16 protein-coding genes are annotated in these 17080 nt (G+C 63.6%); 15 read left to right on the forward strand and 1 reads right to left on the reverse strand.

The window, feature by feature from the left end; genetic code table 11:
• Positions 1-13 precede the first annotated feature (13 nt).
• From AB0876_RS03985 to AB0876_RS04010, 6 genes are all read left to right on the forward strand, one after another.
• Entirely contained in the window at positions 14-3769 is a 3756-nt protein-coding gene (locus AB0876_RS03985) for a transglycosylase family protein (protein WP_526041277.1), read from the forward strand.
• Complete coding sequence (locus tag AB0876_RS03990; protein ID WP_526041278.1) at positions 3766-5499, forward strand: DUF7257 domain-containing protein; 1734 nt, start codon at positions 3766-3768, stop codon at positions 5497-5499. The genes AB0876_RS03985 and AB0876_RS03990 overlap by 4 nt, the downstream gene beginning before the upstream one ends.
• 28 nt (positions 5500-5527) lie before the next feature.
• Positions 5528-6751 carry a hypothetical protein gene (locus AB0876_RS03995; RefSeq protein ID WP_526041279.1) on the forward strand — a complete coding sequence of 408 codons (1224 nt, stop codon included), beginning with the start codon at positions 5528-5530 and terminating at the stop codon, positions 6749-6751.
• A gap of 152 nt (positions 6752-6903) precedes the next feature.
• On the forward strand, positions 6904-7308 hold the full coding sequence (locus tag AB0876_RS04000; RefSeq protein WP_526041280.1) for a hypothetical protein: 405 nt from the start codon (positions 6904-6906) through the stop codon (positions 7306-7308).
• A 9-nt stretch (positions 7309-7317) separates the two neighbouring features.
• A complete protein-coding gene (locus AB0876_RS04005) occupies positions 7318-8166 on the forward strand; it encodes a hypothetical protein (RefSeq protein WP_526041281.1) in 849 nt (282 codons plus the stop codon).
• Complete coding sequence (locus AB0876_RS04010) at positions 8163-10721, forward strand: DUF7257 domain-containing protein (RefSeq protein WP_526041282.1); 2559 nt, start codon at positions 8163-8165, stop codon at positions 10719-10721. The genes AB0876_RS04005 and AB0876_RS04010 overlap by 4 nt, the downstream gene beginning before the upstream one ends.
• Here the strand turns inward: AB0876_RS04010 and AB0876_RS04015 are convergent.
• A complete protein-coding gene (locus AB0876_RS04015) occupies positions 10718-10993 on the reverse strand; it encodes a hypothetical protein (RefSeq protein ID WP_526041283.1) in 276 nt (91 codons plus the stop codon). The genes AB0876_RS04010 and AB0876_RS04015 overlap by 4 nt on opposite strands.
• Positions 10994-11058: 65 nt before the next feature.
• Here AB0876_RS04015 and AB0876_RS04020 point away from each other — a divergent pair, with 65 nt between their 5' ends.
• The 9 genes from AB0876_RS04020 to AB0876_RS04060 all read left to right on the forward strand — a co-directional run bounded on the left by AB0876_RS04020 (position 11059) and on the right by AB0876_RS04060 (position 16503).
• Entirely contained in the window at positions 11059-12243 is a 1185-nt protein-coding gene (locus tag AB0876_RS04020; protein WP_526041284.1) for a glycine-rich domain-containing protein, read from the forward strand.
• Between the two features lie 8 nt (positions 12244-12251).
• A complete protein-coding gene (locus AB0876_RS04025) occupies positions 12252-12548 on the forward strand; it encodes a hypothetical protein (RefSeq protein ID WP_526041285.1) in 297 nt (98 codons plus the stop codon).
• A gap of 1 nt (position 12549) precedes the next feature.
• Entirely contained in the window at positions 12550-12972 is a 423-nt protein-coding gene (locus AB0876_RS04030) for a hypothetical protein (RefSeq protein WP_526041286.1), read from the forward strand.
• A gap of 2 nt (positions 12973-12974) precedes the next feature.
• Positions 12975-13103: a hypothetical protein gene (locus AB0876_RS04035; RefSeq protein ID WP_526041287.1), complete on the forward strand. Its 129-nt coding sequence runs from the start codon at positions 12975-12977 to the stop codon at positions 13101-13103.
• Between the two features lie 49 nt (positions 13104-13152).
• On the forward strand, positions 13153-13431 hold the full coding sequence (locus AB0876_RS04040) for a hypothetical protein (protein ID WP_526041288.1): 279 nt from the start codon (positions 13153-13155) through the stop codon (positions 13429-13431).
• A complete protein-coding gene (locus AB0876_RS04045) occupies positions 13431-14747 on the forward strand; it encodes a glycoside hydrolase family 19 protein (RefSeq protein ID WP_526041289.1) in 1317 nt (438 codons plus the stop codon). The genes AB0876_RS04040 and AB0876_RS04045 overlap by 1 nt, the downstream gene beginning before the upstream one ends.
• A complete protein-coding gene (locus AB0876_RS04050) occupies positions 14744-15763 on the forward strand; it encodes a hypothetical protein (RefSeq protein ID WP_526041290.1) in 1020 nt (339 codons plus the stop codon). Before AB0876_RS04045 ends, AB0876_RS04050 begins: the two co-directional genes overlap by 4 nt.
• A gap of 90 nt (positions 15764-15853) precedes the next feature.
• Entirely contained in the window at positions 15854-16066 is a 213-nt protein-coding gene (locus AB0876_RS04055; protein ID WP_526041291.1) for a hypothetical protein, read from the forward strand.
• Positions 16063-16503: a DUF2746 domain-containing protein gene (locus tag AB0876_RS04060; protein ID WP_526041292.1), complete on the forward strand. Its 441-nt coding sequence runs from the start codon at positions 16063-16065 to the stop codon at positions 16501-16503. Before AB0876_RS04055 ends, AB0876_RS04060 begins: the two co-directional genes overlap by 4 nt.
• Positions 16504-17080: the final 577 nt, after the last annotated feature.

Here is a 17080-nt window from a genome sequence, read left to right on the forward strand (position 1 = left end):
TTGGAGGTGAGCGGTGGCGGTTGCGATCCCGGTCGGTGCTGAGCTCGATGAGCGGACCGCCACTGCTGTAGCTCAACGCGCTGTTCGCGTGTTCTCTGACGCCGGCAACAACGCTGGCCGGAAGTTCTCCGAGGCAATGGCTGTCGGCATGAACACCGGCAATGCTGAGTTGAAGAAGTCTGCGGACAAGGTCACCGACGCGTACGACAAGATGAGCGATGCGGCCGGCCGGACCCGTGAGGCTGAGGAGAAGCTGAACCAGGCGCGCAACGGCGGCAACCACACGCAGATCGTTTCCCGTGCAGAAGCGCTGGAGCGTGCTCGTCGCGCCGAGGCCCGCGCATTGCGAGACGCCTCCGACGCATACCGCGACTACGAGAAAGCCGCGAACAGCAGCGGCCAATCCTTCATGGACAGCCTGAAGGACTCCATCCAGGGGGCCGGTACGACTGGGCGTGACGCTGCGGGCGACTTCGTCAGCGGGTTCGCCGGGGCGTCGACGCTCACAAGGCTGGGGGCCGCCGGCGGGCCGATTGGGCTCGCCCTGGCCGGAGTTTCAGTTCTCGGCGTGGGCGCAGGAAAGTTGCTCGCGAGCGGTATCGCTGATGGATTGGCGACGATCCAATTGCAGGACCAGTTCCAGGCATCGATGGGTCTCGACGAGGCATCGATGTCGCGGTTCGCGAATGCTGCGGGGCAGGCGTATGCGAACAACTTCGGCGAGTCCCTCGCGGACAACCTGGCCACCGCACGGTCTGCGCTGCAGTCGGGGCTGATCCAGTCGGATTCGTCGGACGTTGACGTGCAGAGTGTGATTCAGCAGGTGCAGGGTGTCTCGTCTGTTACGGGGGCTTCGGCGCAGGAGTTGTCTCGCTCTGTCACCACTCTGATGCGGACGGGATTCGCCGGGTCGGTATCTGAGGCATTGGATGTCATCACTGCGGGCTTCCAAAAGGGCATGGATGTGTCCAACGACTGGCTGGACACGCTCAACGAGTACTCCACTCAGTTCCGCAAGCTCGGCTTGGATGCCGGCGAGTTCATGACGCTGCTACATCAGGGGCTTGAGGGCGGCGCCCGCGACACCGACAAGGTGGCGGATTCGCTGAAGGAGTTCAGCATTCGCGCGGTCGATGGCTCGAAGTCGACCAAGGAGGGTTTCGAGGCGCTCGGCTTCAACGCTGATGAGATGGGCCGGCGGTTTGCCGCGGGTGGTGAGTCGGCGAAGGTCGCGTTCGGCGCGGTTCTGGAGGCGTTGCGTTCCACCGGTGACGCTCAGCAGCAGGCCCTGATCTGGCAGCGACTGTTCGGCACCCAGTGGGAAGACATGGGTGACGCGATCAGTCGGCTGAGCCTGGACCCGGCGAAGAACGAATTCCGGGACCTGCAGGGCACTTCGGAGACTGCGACGAAGACGGCGACCGACAATTTCAAGTCGGAGTGGGAGGCGGCTACGCGCGCGGTCAGCCAGGCATTCTCGAACCTGAAGACCGATATCGCTGACTGGTTTACCAGCATTCCCGGGTTGCGGGAACTGTTGCGTGCGGTGCCGATGATTCTCGGCGGCGGTGAGGATTTCAAGGGCCCGCCGATCCCGACTGCCCCGAAGGTGTACGGGCCGCAGATTCCGCTACCCGTGACGGGCCCGCCGATGGGCGGCGGGTTGGGCGACTTGCTCAATCCAGGGGCGGGACCCTCTGGAAGTGGCTTGCCTCCTGCCCTCAATGGGCCGCAGCTCGTCCCGCCGGGGTCCGGCGACTACTACAAGAAGCTCTACCCGCAGCAGCCAGTCAATGCGGGCCCGCCGGCGCCGGTTCCCGGTGCTCCGACGCCAATCCCTGGCGCCGACGACGGGTCGGGCAAGAAGGCGAAGCCGTCGTTCGATCCGTCCCAGTACTCGGTGGATGCGATCCCTGTTCCGGGCGCGATCAATATTCCGTCCGCAGCGGCGGCGCCGGGCGTCCCTGTGTTGGGGACCGGAGGAAATCCGTACGGAAAGCCGGGGTACGGCGCATATCAGGTGGATCCGCAGCGCGTGTACGACGCTGAGACGTCGTTGATGTCAGCGCGGAACAGTGTGGAGCAGGCCCGCATCCGTGTGCTGGAACTGGAAGCTGACAACACCTCCACCGCGCAGGACCTTTTGGCTGCGAAGAACTCGGTGACGATGGCGGAGCGTGGCTACACGTCGGCGCAGATGAAGTTGGCTGAGGCGCAGCAGGGTACGTGGAAGAAGATGGAGGGTGCCGCTAAGTCGTTCGGTCAGGGCATGGATCAGATCGGCGTCGCGCTCGACAACGATCTCGGCATCTCCAAGGGTCTGCCTGGGCTGGCCGAGAATCTGGTGAAGTTCGTCGGCAGTCTCGCCGCGGCGCCGTTGGAGGCGCAGTTGGCGGCAGTCAGCAAGTACAACCCGATCCAGGGTGGACACGGCCTGATGGGGATCCTTGGCGCCCAGGGCGTGTTCGGGTCGCAGTACACCCAATCCCAGTACGCCCAGCAGAGCTCGGCGATGGGCCCCGCGATGCTGCAGCCCAGCTACGGCGGCGGCCAACCGTACGGACTCCCCGGCGGCACGGACACCGGCGGCTACGGCAGCAGCGGCGCTGTGTTCCCGCCGTGGGTGCACGCGCTAGAGCAGGCGTTCGGCGTCAAGGCCTCCACCTACTCGGGGCATCAGGAATCCGACCGCCACGAAGCCGGATACGCGCCGAACCCCAGCGGGCAGAACCGCGGGATTGACTGGTCAGGTCCGGTCGATGCGATGCAGCGGTTCGCCGACTACCTCTCGCAGATCCCGGGCGCGCTGGAACAGGTGATCTGGCAGAACCCGAACACTGGCCGCGCCACAGAGATTGCGGGCGGCCGGCCACAGCCGGGGTACTTCAGTGCCGATCTCGGTGGCCATCAGAACCACGTGCACACAAGGCAATCCGCGGCGATCCCAACTCCGGGGATGCCTGGTCCGATGCCGGGCGCCGACTGGACGGCGATGGCACAGAAGGAGTCGTCAGGAAACTGGCAGGCCAACACTGGCAACGGCTACTACGGCGGGCTGCAGTTCTTGCCGTCGACATGGGATGCCTACGGCGGGCAGCAGTATGCGCCGCGCGCTGATCTGGCGACGCCTCAGCAGCAAGTAGCGGTGGCGGAGAACACTCTCGCCGGCCAAGGCCCGGGCGCGTGGCCCAACACCTTCACCCCCGCGTTCGGCGGTGGTGGCGGGCCGATGGCTAGCGGTATGCCGCAGGCCGCGCCGATCGGCGGCAACACCGGGATCGCCTTCCCCGCCATGCCCGGTGGCGGCGGCGTCGGCATCGATGGCGGTGGACTCCTGGGCACGGCGATGGCCGCCGGCGGCACCGCGCTGGACCTCATGGCCCCCGGCGCCGGTCAGGCCGCACAGATCGGCATGAAGCTGCTCAACCGGACGATCCAGTACGGCAGCCAGGCCGCGGGTATCGGCGTCTCGGGACTGATGGAGACGTTCCTCCCGTCCGGCTCCCCGCTGGGCAACCTTGGCAACTCGTGGTTCGGGAAGCTCGCCGCCGGGTTTGCGTCCGCGCGGCCAGCTCTGCCGAATACCGCTGGGCAGCAGGCCCCGCCGAATCCGAACGCGCACGGCCAGGGCGGTGGGCAGCCGGGTCCGACAATCGGCACGCAGATCGATAAGCTGGAGTACACCAACAATGAGGCAACTCAAGGAAGCGGTGTCAACGATCTGACTCGCAATCTGGAAGCCCAGAACGCTCCGACGGGTGTGCGATGACCAGCTATCCATCGGGCCCGATCACCCCGCACGGCGCGTACTACCACCTCAACGGCCGACACCCGCTGGTGACGTTGTGGGCGTTCGACGGGTCCGCCAAGTTCTCGTTGATGGGCGGCCAGTCCCGGCCCGACAAGTTCGCGGCACCCGAGTGCGTGCTGATCAAGAAGGGCGGCATCAAGAACCTCATTGGGCCGTGGGACAACATCGACCAGAAGGGTGCCTCTGAGGACGGGGTGACGTTCGTCGATGCGTTGCAGAGCCCGACTGAGCCCGAACTCAAGGTCATTGTGTTCGGCCGCGATCCGCAGCATTGCCGCAAGGTGGCACGTCAGTTGATGGCGTCTATCGATAAGAAGCGCACGAGTGAGTTGTCGTTCATCGACAAGGACACGGGGCGCTGGTGGGCGGACGTGCGGCAGCTGAAGCCGCCGGTGGAGTCGTACGCGCTGGGCGAGTCCTGCACCATGGAGCTCACCCTGATTCTGCGGGCCGACAACGGGTTCTGGCGGACATTCCCGGACACAGATTCGTTCGCGTTCTCCTACGAGGACATGACGGACACATTCACCGTCGACAACCGTGCTACCGAGGATCTGGGGGACATTCCGCAGCACTACACCGGCACTGGCGGCGGGTTCTGCACGAGCTACAACGGGCAGATGTTCTGGTGGGACGACCCGGAGGACACCACCACAACGCAGCCGCGCAAGGTGATCAACGGGCCCTGGCCAGGCTTCGAAACTGCCACGAACAACCAGGTAATCAACCAGGTGCACGCGGGGTTTCAGGAATGGTCACTGCCCGAGTCTGGGCGAAACATCCTCGGCGGCCGGATGAACCACAACCCTGATGGCACGTGGGCTGGTGACGGGGTGTTCGTCGAATACGGCGCCTCCTATCTGCGCTTGTTCTACACCGTCGATTTCGTTGAAACCACGCTGCGGCAGACTTTTCTGGACAACCTGGCCATGGCGGTGCCGCCGATGCCGTCGGAGAAGTTCAGCCTGGTCTGTGGCTATGAGGGTGACGAGCGCATGTTCAAGGTGATGCGTAACGGCGGCGAAATCATGTCGGTTAAGGAGACTGGTACGGGATCGCCGCTCAGCGCGGACCATCGCGGCGTCGGCAACGGCATGTTCGCTGCGGCGGCGTTGATCACGCAGGCCACCCCGTCGCCGATCCGCAAGCTGTCCGCCGGCGACAATGCCACCGTCTCGCAGACGGGATTCCTGGAGCGCCGCAACATCGGTGATCAGCCGATGTCTGACAAGTACACCTGCTTCGGGCCCGGCACCTTCAAGTTCGCCGCGTCCCCGGGCAGCTCGGAGATGATCGAGTTCGGGCCGCTGCTGCCCAACCAGGTGGTGCACATCGACACGTCGCGGCAGAACCCGAAGATTAAGGATCTCACCAGTCGCCCGGCGGTGGGCCCGATCGTCGACTCCATCAAGGAAGCGTTCAAGGACTACGAGTCGTGGGCAGCTGCCAACAACCTGCCGAAGCTGCTGCAGCAGATCGCATCTGTGTTCGGTGTCGTTCCGCCGCAGGGCAACCTGTACTCGCTGCTGAAGGGGCGGTGGAATAAGGACTCGGCTATCCCGCCGAAATCCCCTGGCACACCTGACTCTCTGGTTGATCGGTACTTCGTGAAGGTTGCCATCGACAACGGCAATGCCGACTCCAAGATCGTGGTGTCGGGTACTCCGCGACGGAGATACCCGGGCTGATGTCGGCTCTGATGGGCGGTGGATCGCAATGACCACCGCGGATTTGTCGCGCCTGAATGACAAGCTGCTGCACGGCGACACCGCGCAGATTGCTGCGGCTGCCGAGCAGTTGGCGCGCATCCAGGACGAGTCGGCTATCGACTGGGTGTTCTGGATCAGCGACCAGTACTGGACCCGCATCGACGAGTTCGGCGCCGACCTCATGGAAGCGTCCGGAACCGATCCGCGCAACGACAAAGCGGCGGCGAGTTTCAAGGTCAAGGGCTCCTCGGACCTGATCCCGGCGCTGAAGCGGTGCCGCGAAACCCTCGTCGGGATCGAGGTGGAAACCGCCGGCGTGCGGTTGCCGTACTACGTCGACACCCATGACTACGAGTACGCCAAGGGCGCCTGGACCGGCACCGCGAATTGCATTGGCATCTGGGATGTCTTGAACTACCTGACGATTTGGCCGTCGTGGTTCCTGCCCATCCAGATTCAGCCGTTCTCGCACGCGGTGTTCGTCGGACCCATCGTCTCGGTGATCGAGAACATGATCGCCGAATGCGCGTTGCGGGTGCAGGCCGGCATTAACGAGTTCCTGAACAATGCGCTGTCGCTGAATCCTGATATGCGGGCGTGGTTCGGGTCGATCCTGCAGGCGATCGAACGTGATGGGCTCAACCCGCAGGCGTTGTTGGAGATGCTCAAGACGCCCATGTATGTGGTGCGCACCAACCCGTTGTTGGATGGTTCGCCGTTGGTGGCCAAGACGGTTCGTATGGAGTCGTGCGGGACAGTCATCAAGGATTTGACCAAGGCGTATGGCGTGGACGTCGGCGTGACGTTGTGGCGTCCGGGCGATCCGCAACCGGATGCATGGGCGAATCTGACGAAACCCACCTATGTGGTGACAGTGAAGGACCGCTCTCAGATTGAGGGCCCGACACATTCGATCCTGGATTCGATCTTCCGAACCACCGTCGATCTGGGTGGTTCGTTGGGCGGCATTTTCGAGCCGATCATCAAAGAGGTTGGCTCGATGCCCGGGGTGTACACGGCGCCGTCGTTGGGTGTGGATTGGGTGCCACCGTATGCGGTAATCGTGGCGCCGGAGCCGGGCGAGGACTCGCCTCTTGTGTCGTGCAAGATCACCGACCACACACCCAAAGCGTGGCAAATACTGATCGGCGGAAAGAGTCCCAAATGGTTGGTCTGCGCCCCCCGGGCAACCGGGGGGCGCAGACCTAACCAGGTCACTTCAACGACTTAATCAACGCCACGCTCTCGTGGCTGATCGACTCACTCTCAATCGTCCTGGGGTTCACCGGGATTCCGTCGAATCTGCTCGACGGGTTCATGAATGATGCGTTCTTTGCGTTCCAGCTGATTCAGCACTACACGCGGCGCTCTCAGATGGGCCCGATGCACCCGAACATTGAGGTGTTCATCCCGACGAATGCGCCGCCGTACAACGTGGAGGCGCTGTTCACGTTCCTGACCGCCTTGTTTGATACCAGGGGGTACACGTCGGCACAGGCAACGCTGAAGAACTTCCCGTACGGCCCGTATGCGTTGGGGCGCGACATCTTCCGCGGCGGACTCGTCTCGATCATCTACCCGATCCCCGATGGCATGGGTGGTTTCAAGTGGGAGATGTTCACCGACTACGTGGAGAACACACCGTGGCGGTACACCCCGAAGGAACGGGAGTTCTTGGTGCAGATCGGTGACGGAAAGGCCGAAGAAGCCCCAATTGCAAAGCATCAGCGATTCATCAGCGGGTTGATGGAAAGCTTCAACGTCCTCTCACTGGCCCCGAGATCGTAGGAGATCATTGTGACTGAGCCGTATCCCACCAAGATCATCGACGGTGTGCCGCACTGGGGTGTGATGTGCTGGGTGCCAGTGGAGTCGGACCCGGAGCGCGGGTCCTACATCTACTTCGCCAAGCCACTGGAGGGGATTTCTGGGCTTGCTGGTCTGGTGAAGGGGGAGCCGGGCAAGCACACCATCATCGACACCGAGATTGTCCGCACGCCATTGGAGTATGACGATCCGACACCGGACTCGATGGAGTTCGTCGAGGTGGTTCCTGGCAGTGACACGGTGTCGCAGGTCGTGCAGCTACACGCGACGCAACGCAAGGGACCTCCGGGGAACGATGGCAATGCGACGTGGGACCCCACAGACCTCACACCGTCGCCTGTGGCGGGCACGATTCCGGCGGTGAACTCTGCCGGCGATGGGTTCGACCTGGTGCAGCAGAAGGCCGGTCGGTCGCACTGGGCGGCCAGCCTGAACAATGCACCGTCGGGCACGGGCGGGACGTTCCAACTCGGAACGATCGCTGTCGCGCCGGGAACGTATCAGGCTGCGTGGCGGCCGCATATCAACGCTGGCGGCACTGTCACTGGGTCGAGCTCGGATATCAAGGTGGATATCGTTGCTCGGCTTGGCGCTGCGGATGGCCCGGTTGTTGGCCGCGGTCATGGTGTGGCTGGGGTGCAGACTCAGCGCACCATCGTGGTGTCGGGCCCGCCGGCGGGCACCTCGGCGTCGAACGGGGATTACTTCGTGGCGGCCGGCGCCGGCGCGACGATCTTCCTGATGGCCGAGAAGGTCAGCGGCGCGGCGACGTATCTCACGACGGAACTGTGGTTCAGCATTGACGTGGAGTTCGTGTGACCGTAGATCCGGTACCGGAGTGGTTGCGGCAGACGCCGAACCTTCCGTCGATCCACGATCTGCCGAATGTTCCGTGGGGTGGCTATAACCCGCAGAATGCGCAGCTGCCGTCGCTGCCGGACCTTGCCCAGTTCATCGGGAAGTTCATTGAGAAGTTCCTGGGCGAGGTCGTGTTGGCGTTGGCGGGGCTTCTCATTCCTGGGTTGCCGTCGTTCGACCAGTTGAAGGACTGGGCGGATAATCTGCCGAATCAGATTGCGGCGTTCATTGAGTCGTTGAATATCTTCGCGATCCCTGCGGAGGTGCAGTCGTCGATCAATGCTGCGTTGGGCGATCTGCAGGACGCTTTGCACGGTAGCTATTCGGGTTCTGGCCCGATTTTTTTGGCTGTGCAGGCGTTGGCTGAGGCGTGGTTGACTGCGACGTCTCCGTTGAATGCGGCGAATGTGTTTGGTCGGTTTGGGTTGGGGCAGTTTGGCGGTGGTGTGCCGTTGAATGCGTTGACTCCGGCGGTGTCGAATGAGTTGGAGCCGTTTCGGGCGACGTCTGAGTTGCCGGCGACGGGTGATGGTGATCGGGATGGTTGGTCGTTTAATGCCGCGGAGGATGCGGCGCAGGTGGTGTGTGATGGTTCTCCGAAAGCGTTGTACCTCAAGAGCGGTGTGATCAAGGTCGAGTCTGGTCAGCCGTTGGATACCAGTGTGTCGGTGAAGTATTCGGGTGTCACTTCGGGTGCGGGGCAGACGATCCGGTTGGTGTTGGATACGTTCACGACGGATGATGGTTCGGGTTCTGCGACACCGGTGACGGTGGGGGCGATCTCGAACCCGTCGGGCACGATCACGACACCGGTCAGTCTGGGTGATTCGTCGTGGGACATCCCGACCGGTGTGAAGTCGGTGCGCCCCGTGCTGGAGTGCGACGAACTGATCACCGCTGGCACGGTGTTCTGGAAGAACACGCCGGAGCTGTTCAAGGAGCTCGCGGGTCCGTTGGCGGATGGTCTGGTGCCTGCGTTGGATAATGCGGGGCAGGCGATTCGGGATGCGATCGCGAACGCGTTGGGGCACAGCGGTACGGGGCATACGTCGGCGAACATTCTGGCCTATTTGCAGAACATCCCGCAGACCGTCGTGTCGGGGTTGGGTGACCTGAACACGTTGACGAATCAGATCCGTGACATTTTCGCGGGGATCGTTGTCACGCCGATCAATTCGACTGTGCAGGCGATTAAGGATTGGTTCAACGGTGTTGTCGGTAAGACCCAGAATCTCACCTCGGGCGGCAACCTGCCACCGTCCAACGTGGGCAGCCCCACCGGTGGCACGAACATCGGGCAGGACATCCTGGACACCCTCAACGGGATCTGGGCTGGTCTGCGCGGTGCGGGTTCTGCATCGGGGAAGACCGCTGCGGACGTGGCTACTGCGACGGCGGCCACTGCTGATCTGGTGACGCAGGTGTCGAGCGTGGCAGCCCGCCTGGACACTGCGGTGACGCAGGTGATCAAGGGCGGTGGCGGCGGCACGAGCGACCAGTTCGAGCGCGAGGACACCGACCTCGGAGACGATTGGGATGTCACAGTCACCGGTGCTGGCGGGCTGATCACTGACGGTAACTCGGTGCGCTGGAGCCCTTCTGGCGGTTCGGCAGCGTCCGAGGTCGCGCGGAACATCACCGTTCAGACAGCAACGAACTGGCAGAACATTGGTTTCGTTCTCACGGAGCCGCTGAACACCACCTCTGGGTGGATGATCATCGGACGAATGAACGCGGCCCGGACCACCTACACGTACATGTTCGTGAAGAAGGACTACCGCGAGATCGGCTATGTCGTCTCGGGCACGCCCACGGTCCTGACGTCGACGACGGATCCGTACGACCCGCCTCCGGGGACGAAGATCCTTGGCTATTTCGGCCATGAGTGGTTCGACGAGAACACGTTCATCCTGGCTGCGCCGTCTGTCGGTGAGGGTTTGTCGGTTCAGTCGTCCTCGCCCACCAAGGGTGACGCGTATCGGTACATGGGTTTCGGGACGAAAGTCGGAGTTGTCTCTGGCGCCCAGGTCCCTCCGGGCGCGTTGGAGTTGTGGACCGGTGGTGATTCGAAGTCTCCGCCGACGGTCGGTGTGTATCTGGCGGCCGAGCGGAGCGTTCTGTCCGGTTACGCCACGTTGTCGACCGGCTCCCTTCCATCAGGTTTCCTCACGATCACCCGGCAGTCCGACTGGATCTCGTTCAACACGTCCACGAACACCTTCACTGTCGAACTGCCTGGCGCGTATCACATCTGGGCAACGCTGTCGATGGATGTAGCTCTGACGACGGGTAATGCGGTGGACCTGCGGACGTTCCCCGTCGGCGGTAGCTCTGATCTGATGCTCTATGCGCCCCGCCTTGTCCCCGGCGGTGGTATCGAGCAGCAGTTGTCCGGCTTGCTGTATCTGGAGGCGGGTGCCCAGATCGAGGTGCTGTGTGAGTTGACGGGATCCGCGACGAAGAAAGCCATCGGCGCGCTGCGGGTGGCGAAGTTGTCGCCGCCGTACTTCGCTTAGTCGATGTGCGCCCAGGTGCGGCGTTTGCAGATCGACGAGATGGCGCATTCGGATACCCCGTACCTGGCGGCGATGACCCGCAACGGTTGACCCTCGTAGAGGCGTTCGTGGCGGATCTGCCGCACATCATCGGGCGTGAGCTTGCGGGCAGGGTTCGGTTTGACCACGGGCTTGTCGAGGGGGATTCCGCGCAGATCGCGGAAGTAGTGGAACTCGCAGAACCCCTTGGCGCGGTGCTCTCCACCGCAGCCTTGCACCGAACAACCCCCCATGAGTGTCGATGATGCCACCAGCTATTGGCGACCGTTAACGGAACGTACGAAATGGAGGTGGAGCATTGTCCTGGTCCACCACCCCACCCGCACCCATCGATAAGCCCGGGTGGACCACCGACCCCACCATTCACATCCCCGCAGGCAGTCAGCAGTGGGGCGTGTACATCACCCCACGTGTTCGGGCAGCGTTGCAGTCTGTGCGGGCGGCCCTGGTCGGTGAAGTACGCCAGCACGGCAGCGTAGCGGCGCAACTGCAACGAGCACTGTTCACCGGTACCGGCGCACAATCCCAGTCGGGCGACGTTGCTGCACTGCTCAAGGCGGCGTCGTTCACCGGCACCAACATCACGCTTGGGCAGTTCGGCGCCGACCTTGCCCCCGCCGCCGCGACCTTCATGGGCGGTCAGCAGATGGCCGGGACAATGGGCGCGACACTGCAACCCGCCCGCGCGACCGTCAACGCGCAGCAGATCATCACCGGCACGATTGCCGCGCAACTGCCCCACGCGTTGTCTACGCTCGCCGGATCGCAAGGCATCCCCGGCACCCTCGCGGCACAACTCAAGATCCTCAGTGCGGCGGCGGCTGGCTCGCAAACAATCAGCGGCACCATCGCCGCCACACTCCGCAAAACGGTCCTCACCGCCAGCGGACAGCAGATCCAAACGGGCACCCTCGCCGCTCAACTCTTGGACGCGGTCGCCGCCATGACCGGCACAGTGCAACTCAACCCCGTCACGCAGGAATACCAAGCCAACGGCACCTTCGACGTCGCAGCCGCCCGCGCAGCCGGATACACACACCTCGTCCTCGTCGGCGTCGGCGGCGCAGAAGCAGGCAACAACGGCAGCACCTTCATAACCGGCCAAGGCGGCAAAGCAGGCTCATGGAACAACGCGATCATCGTCCTGGCGTCCTACCCGTCGCTGACCTCCATCACCGTCACGCGCGGCAACGGCGGCGCGTCCAACGGAGCAGACGGCACCGCAACCACGTTCGTCGGTAACGGGGGAATGCCGACGCTCACCTGTGCGGGCGGCTCCGGGAACACCGGCATCCTCGCTGGCGGAAACGCTGGAAACGTCACCGTCGATGGCGACACCTACACCGGCGGTAACGGCAGCGCATCGATCGGCGGCGCGGGCACCGCACCCGGTGGCGGTGGCGGTGGCGGCAACGTCTTCGGCGGCACAGGCGGTGCAGGAGCTGTCGGCCGCGGATGGATCAAAGCCAAGCAAGTCATCTAGGAGGAACAGTGAACCCCGAGCTCGAAGCCATCAAGGACGCACTGGACAAGACCACTGGCGACGGCCGCGACATGGACCATGTCCGCGCCCTGGCCGACGCCTACGTGGCCGCACACCCAGACCAGTTCACCAGCCTCCAGACGATGGAACGCGACCAATGCATCGCCGCCATCGACGTGTTCCGCGCCGCAGGCATGGAAGAAGACCAATGGCGCGTAGAGGCATGGATCCAACACAGGTGGGACCCAATGCAAATCGGCGGACCCGTAACCGCGAAGGTCCGCATCCCGGGACAGGAGAACTAGCATGGCATTCTTCGTTACGAACGCTGTCGCACAGGCGATGCTGACCGCGCTTGGTACTGCAGCCGACGCCGGCACCGCAGCCGTCATCGAAATCTACAGCGGCAGCATCCCCGCCGACGCCGACGCCTCGATCGGTGCCGCAACACTGTTGGCCTCGCTGACATGCTCGGCCAGCATCTCCAGCGGCATCACCGACGCCACCGGCAAGGCCCGAATGACATTGGCGGCCATCACCTCCGACTCATCCGCCGACGCGACGGGCACCGCCTCGTTCTTCCGCATCAAAACCCAAACCGGCGGCACCGTCATCGCACAAGGCACCGTCGGCACAACCTCGGCTGACCTGATCCTCAACACCGTCGCCATATCGGCGGGCTCGACCGTGGCGATCTCCTCGGCCTACATCGACCTCCCCGAAGGCTGACCGTGATCCGCCCACTCGCCGCGGGTGTCGGTATCGGCCTGAGCATCTTCGCCGCCGCGCTCACAGCGTTCTACTACGGCATCTGGCCCATCAGCGTGATCGTCGACCGCGACACCATCCACCACCTGTAACCACTCGTCTTCCAAGCCCCGGCACCCATTCGGTGACCGGGGCTTCGTCGTGAAAGGACCAGCCGTGCTCGACGCCATCCTGAAGAAACTCGCCGCCTACCTCGTCGCCGAGTTGCTCTCACACTCCGACGAACTCGTCGACAAGCTCGTGACGAAACTGCTGCCGCACATCCCCACCCCCGCGCAGATCGTCGACCAGCTCACCGATGCCATCCCCGGCACCTGGGACGACCAACTCATCGACCCGTTGGTGGCACGACTGACCGCGAACCTGCCCGCGCAGATCGTCGCCCAAATCAAAAACCTGCTACCCGGATTCCTCCGCTGATGGACCGCACCACCCTGCGGCAGGCCATGTCACCAACCTCAGTTTCAGAGGAAGTCCTGTTCGACTACCTGCCGCACTTCATCGAGGCTATGCGTGCCGCCGAAATCACCACCGCGCGCCGTGCGGCGGCCTGGTGCTCCCAGATCGGCCACGAATCCGCCGGACTGCGGTACATGGCCGAGATCGAAACGTCGAACCCGTCATGGTCGGCTGACCGAACCCGGTACCGCGGCCGCGGCCCGATCCAACTCACCTGGTCATCGAACTACCGCAAGTTCGGGCAGTGGTGCAAGGCAAAGGGATACATCACCGACTCTGAACTGTTCGTCAACCAGCCCGAGCTCGTCGAACAGCCGAAGTGGGGATTCCTCGCCGCGTCCTGGTACTGGCTCAACGGCGGCCCGAAACCCGGGCAGATCAACAGCTTCGCCGACGCCGGCGACATTCTCGCCGTCTCCCGCTGCGTCAACGGCTGGGTCGACGGACAGATGCCGAACGGCTGGGACGACCGCCAAACCCGATGGAACCGATGCCTCGCCATCGGAGACGCACTACTCACCGAAGGAGACCCAGTGCCCGACAACCGCCCCGACTTCAACGAGTTCTGGATCCAGACCAAGAACAGTTCGGACCGCGGTGGCACCGCGGTCGATGCGTTCTTCATCCACACCCAGGAAGGCGGCGGCGGCAACTCGGCAGCCGAAGACCTCGCCAACTACTGCCGCAGCACCGAAGGCACCGCCAACCCCGTCAGCTACCACTACTACATCTCCCAGGCGTCCGACGGCGGCGTGACCGTCGTCGATGGCGTTGACACCGACCGATACTCGTACTCGGTTCTGTCCGCCAACCGCCGCAGCATCAACCTGTGCTTCGCCGGATCCCGCGCGTCCTGGACACGGGACCAGTGGCTCAAGCAGGGCAATGCGATCGACGTCGCCGCCTACCTGGCAGTGCAGGACGCGAAGAAGTACGGGTTCGATCCGAAAGTCATCGCCCCGCCCTACACCGGGCGCATCCCAGGCATCTCCGATCACCGCTACGTCACACAGGTACTCAAGGACGGCACCCACACCGACGTTGGCGACCAGTTTCCGTGGGACGTGTTCGCCGACGCCGTCGCCAAGTACGCAGGCGAGAAACCAAGCACCCCGACGACGCCCACACCGTCGGCTCCCGACTACGTCAAAGAGACATGGGATCAACTTCGGATCCTCTGGCCGCAGCTCGGCGGCCGGACGCTGGTCGACTGGGCCGGTGCGGTCGGCGCCAAGCTCGGCATCGACGGCTGCTACGACACCAAGGCCCCGAAGTGAGGATCGGCGGCCAGTACGTCGGCCTCGGCCTGGGGGATTCGTCCGACGAGGTCCGCACCATCAAGGCGTACATGCGGAAGAAGTTCGCTTCCTACGCGGGGGATCTCGCAGACACTGAGCTGTACGACGAGCAGATGACCGCGGCTGTCGCGGAAATGCAACGCCGCTACAACGCTTCCGGACTGTTGAAGACCGGGCTGTACATCTCCGGTGTCATCAACGCTGAAACCAAGTACGTCATGGGCTACCTGAAACGCCCCGTCGTGGACACCCGGCCGCTGCTGATCACGGTGTGCGGCACTGGTGTCCCGTGGTGGGTCGGGCCCGACGCGGACACCGCACGCGCAGTGGAGGCTGACTACTTCTGGCAGCCCATCGGATACCCGGCCGCACCGTTCCCGATGGGCAAGTCCATCACCGCGGCGATCGACGAGGCGCATGTGCAGTTCAACCGCACTGATCCCGGGTTCGAGCACCGCAAACGCATCGAAACCTACGGCCTCGCCCTCGCCGGATACTCCCAAGGCGCCGTGGTCATCTCGGAATTGTGGGAGAACCACATCAAACCCGCAGGCGGCACACTCCACTGGGCCAAACCACACCTGGTCAAGGCGGTCACGTGGGGCAACCCGAACCGCGAAGCCGGCAAGGTCTACCCCGACTTCGGCGGATCACCGATGGCCTCCTACAGCTCACAAGGCGTCTCGTCGAACGGCATGCGCGACACCCCCGACTGGTGGCGCAACTACGCCCACACCGGCGACCTCTACGCCTGCGCAGAACCCGGTGACTCGCAGCAGGATAAGAACGCAATCTGGCAGATCGTGCGCGACCTCAACGTGTTCACCGGCCCCGACTCCCTACTGGCCCAGGTCATCGAACTCGCCGAAATGCCCTTGCCCCGCACCATCGCCGCATTCAAGGCACTGATCGACGCGGGCATGTTCTTCATCAAGCAGACCGGGCCGCACGTCAACTACGGCATCCAGCCGGCCATCGACTACCTCCGCGCTTAGCGGTGTGCACCCGCTCGACTGCGTGAGCTGGTCATATCCAACAAACCTGCAGGTCAAACACAAGCACCCGCTCGACTGAAAGGCGTCACCATGAAGATCACCCTGCCCACCCCCGCCGCCCGACAGTGGCTCTACGGAATCGTCACCGCCGCCCTGCCGATCCTCGTCGTCCTCAAAGTCATCGCCCCCGAAGACGTGCCCCTCTGGCTAGCCCTCGCCGCCGCCCTACTCGGCACAGTCGGTGGCGGAACCGCGTTCGTCGCGATCCGCTCCCAACGCAAAGAGGGAACCCTGGACCGGTGACCCTGGCGGAAGTCCTCAGCACAGCGGCCGAAGTCGGATACAACCCCGACGACGGAATCGACCTCGCCGGCCTGTTCATCATCTGGGGCTTACCCACACTGGGCACAGTCATCGTCGGCTGGCTCACCGTCCGCGGCCAGATCAAGGGTGCCGCCCGAGCACGCAAGATCGACACCAAAACCGCCGAGATCCACGAGCAGACCGTCAACGACCACCGCGGCAAGTCGAACCTGCGCGACGACCTCGACGAGATCCGCGACATGGTCAAGGACATCAGTGACCGGCAGCTAGATCAGTCCCGCGACATTCGCGGCATCCGCACCGATGTGGGGGAGCTGCGCGGCGCTGACCGGGACGCACACCAGGAACACACCGATCTGGTGCGCCGGCTCAACGCGTTCATCCGGCGTGAACATCCCGGCGCGGACCCACTGTGAGCGCGGACCACCAACTCATCTGTCATTGCGCCGTGTACATCGGTGTCACGTGCGCCCTGTGCGCGTCGTTGCTCACTTACGTGCTCTGCCGCGTCCTCATGTAGCGATACGATCTACCGTGACTGGCAAGTCATCGCCCCATCCCGACCTCTCAACGGGATGGGGCGATTCTTTGCGTTCGGGGCGTGCCCCATGATCGGGCACGCCCAAAGTCGCAGCCGGATTTACCCAGGTCGGAACAGGTCGATATAGGGCACGAAACCCCAGGATGGACCTAAAACCCCAGGTCAGAATGGGGTTCGATTCCCCTTAGCTCCACTCTCAAATGGCAGGTCAGGCAACTGATCTGCCATTTCTGGTTTGTGGACGCAGTTCCTTCGACCCCTTCGCCTGGTCGCTCGGTGCTGAGGTCAAAGTCTTTCTCGAACACCCCCGCGTACGTGTCCCAGCGGCACTTCAAGACCAATCCAGCCTGATCGACAGCGTCCCGGCCTACTAAACGGACATGCTGTAGAAGATCGTATGATCTAAGTGTCTGTTGGCTTGCCTGAGCTGGGTGAATAATCCCGATCGTTGA

The sequence above is a fragment of the Mycobacterium sp. NPDC049093 genome, assembly GCF_040704635.1.
Classification (GTDB): domain Bacteria; phylum Actinomycetota; class Actinomycetes; order Mycobacteriales; family Mycobacteriaceae; genus Mycobacterium.

Coding starts and splice junctions, on each gene's coding strand:
- AB0876_RS03990 (WP_526041278.1), top strand. CDS start 3,766: ATGACCAGCTATCCATCGGGCCCGATCACCCCGCACGGCGCGTACTAC.
- AB0876_RS03995 (WP_526041279.1), top strand. CDS start 5,528: ATGACCACCGCGGATTTGTCGCGCCTGAATGACAAGCTGCTGCACGGC.
- AB0876_RS04000 (WP_526041280.1), top strand. CDS start 6,904: ATGCACCCGAACATTGAGGTGTTCATCCCGACGAATGCGCCGCCGTAC.
- AB0876_RS04015 (WP_526041283.1), bottom strand. CDS start 10,993: ATGGGGGGTTGTTCGGTGCAAGGCTGCGGTGGAGAGCACCGCGCCAAG.
- AB0876_RS04030 (WP_526041286.1), top strand. CDS start 12,550: ATGGCATTCTTCGTTACGAACGCTGTCGCACAGGCGATGCTGACCGCG.
- AB0876_RS04045 (WP_526041289.1), top strand. CDS start 13,431: ATGGACCGCACCACCCTGCGGCAGGCCATGTCACCAACCTCAGTTTCA.
- AB0876_RS04055 (WP_526041291.1), top strand. CDS start 15,854: ATGAAGATCACCCTGCCCACCCCCGCCGCCCGACAGTGGCTCTACGGA.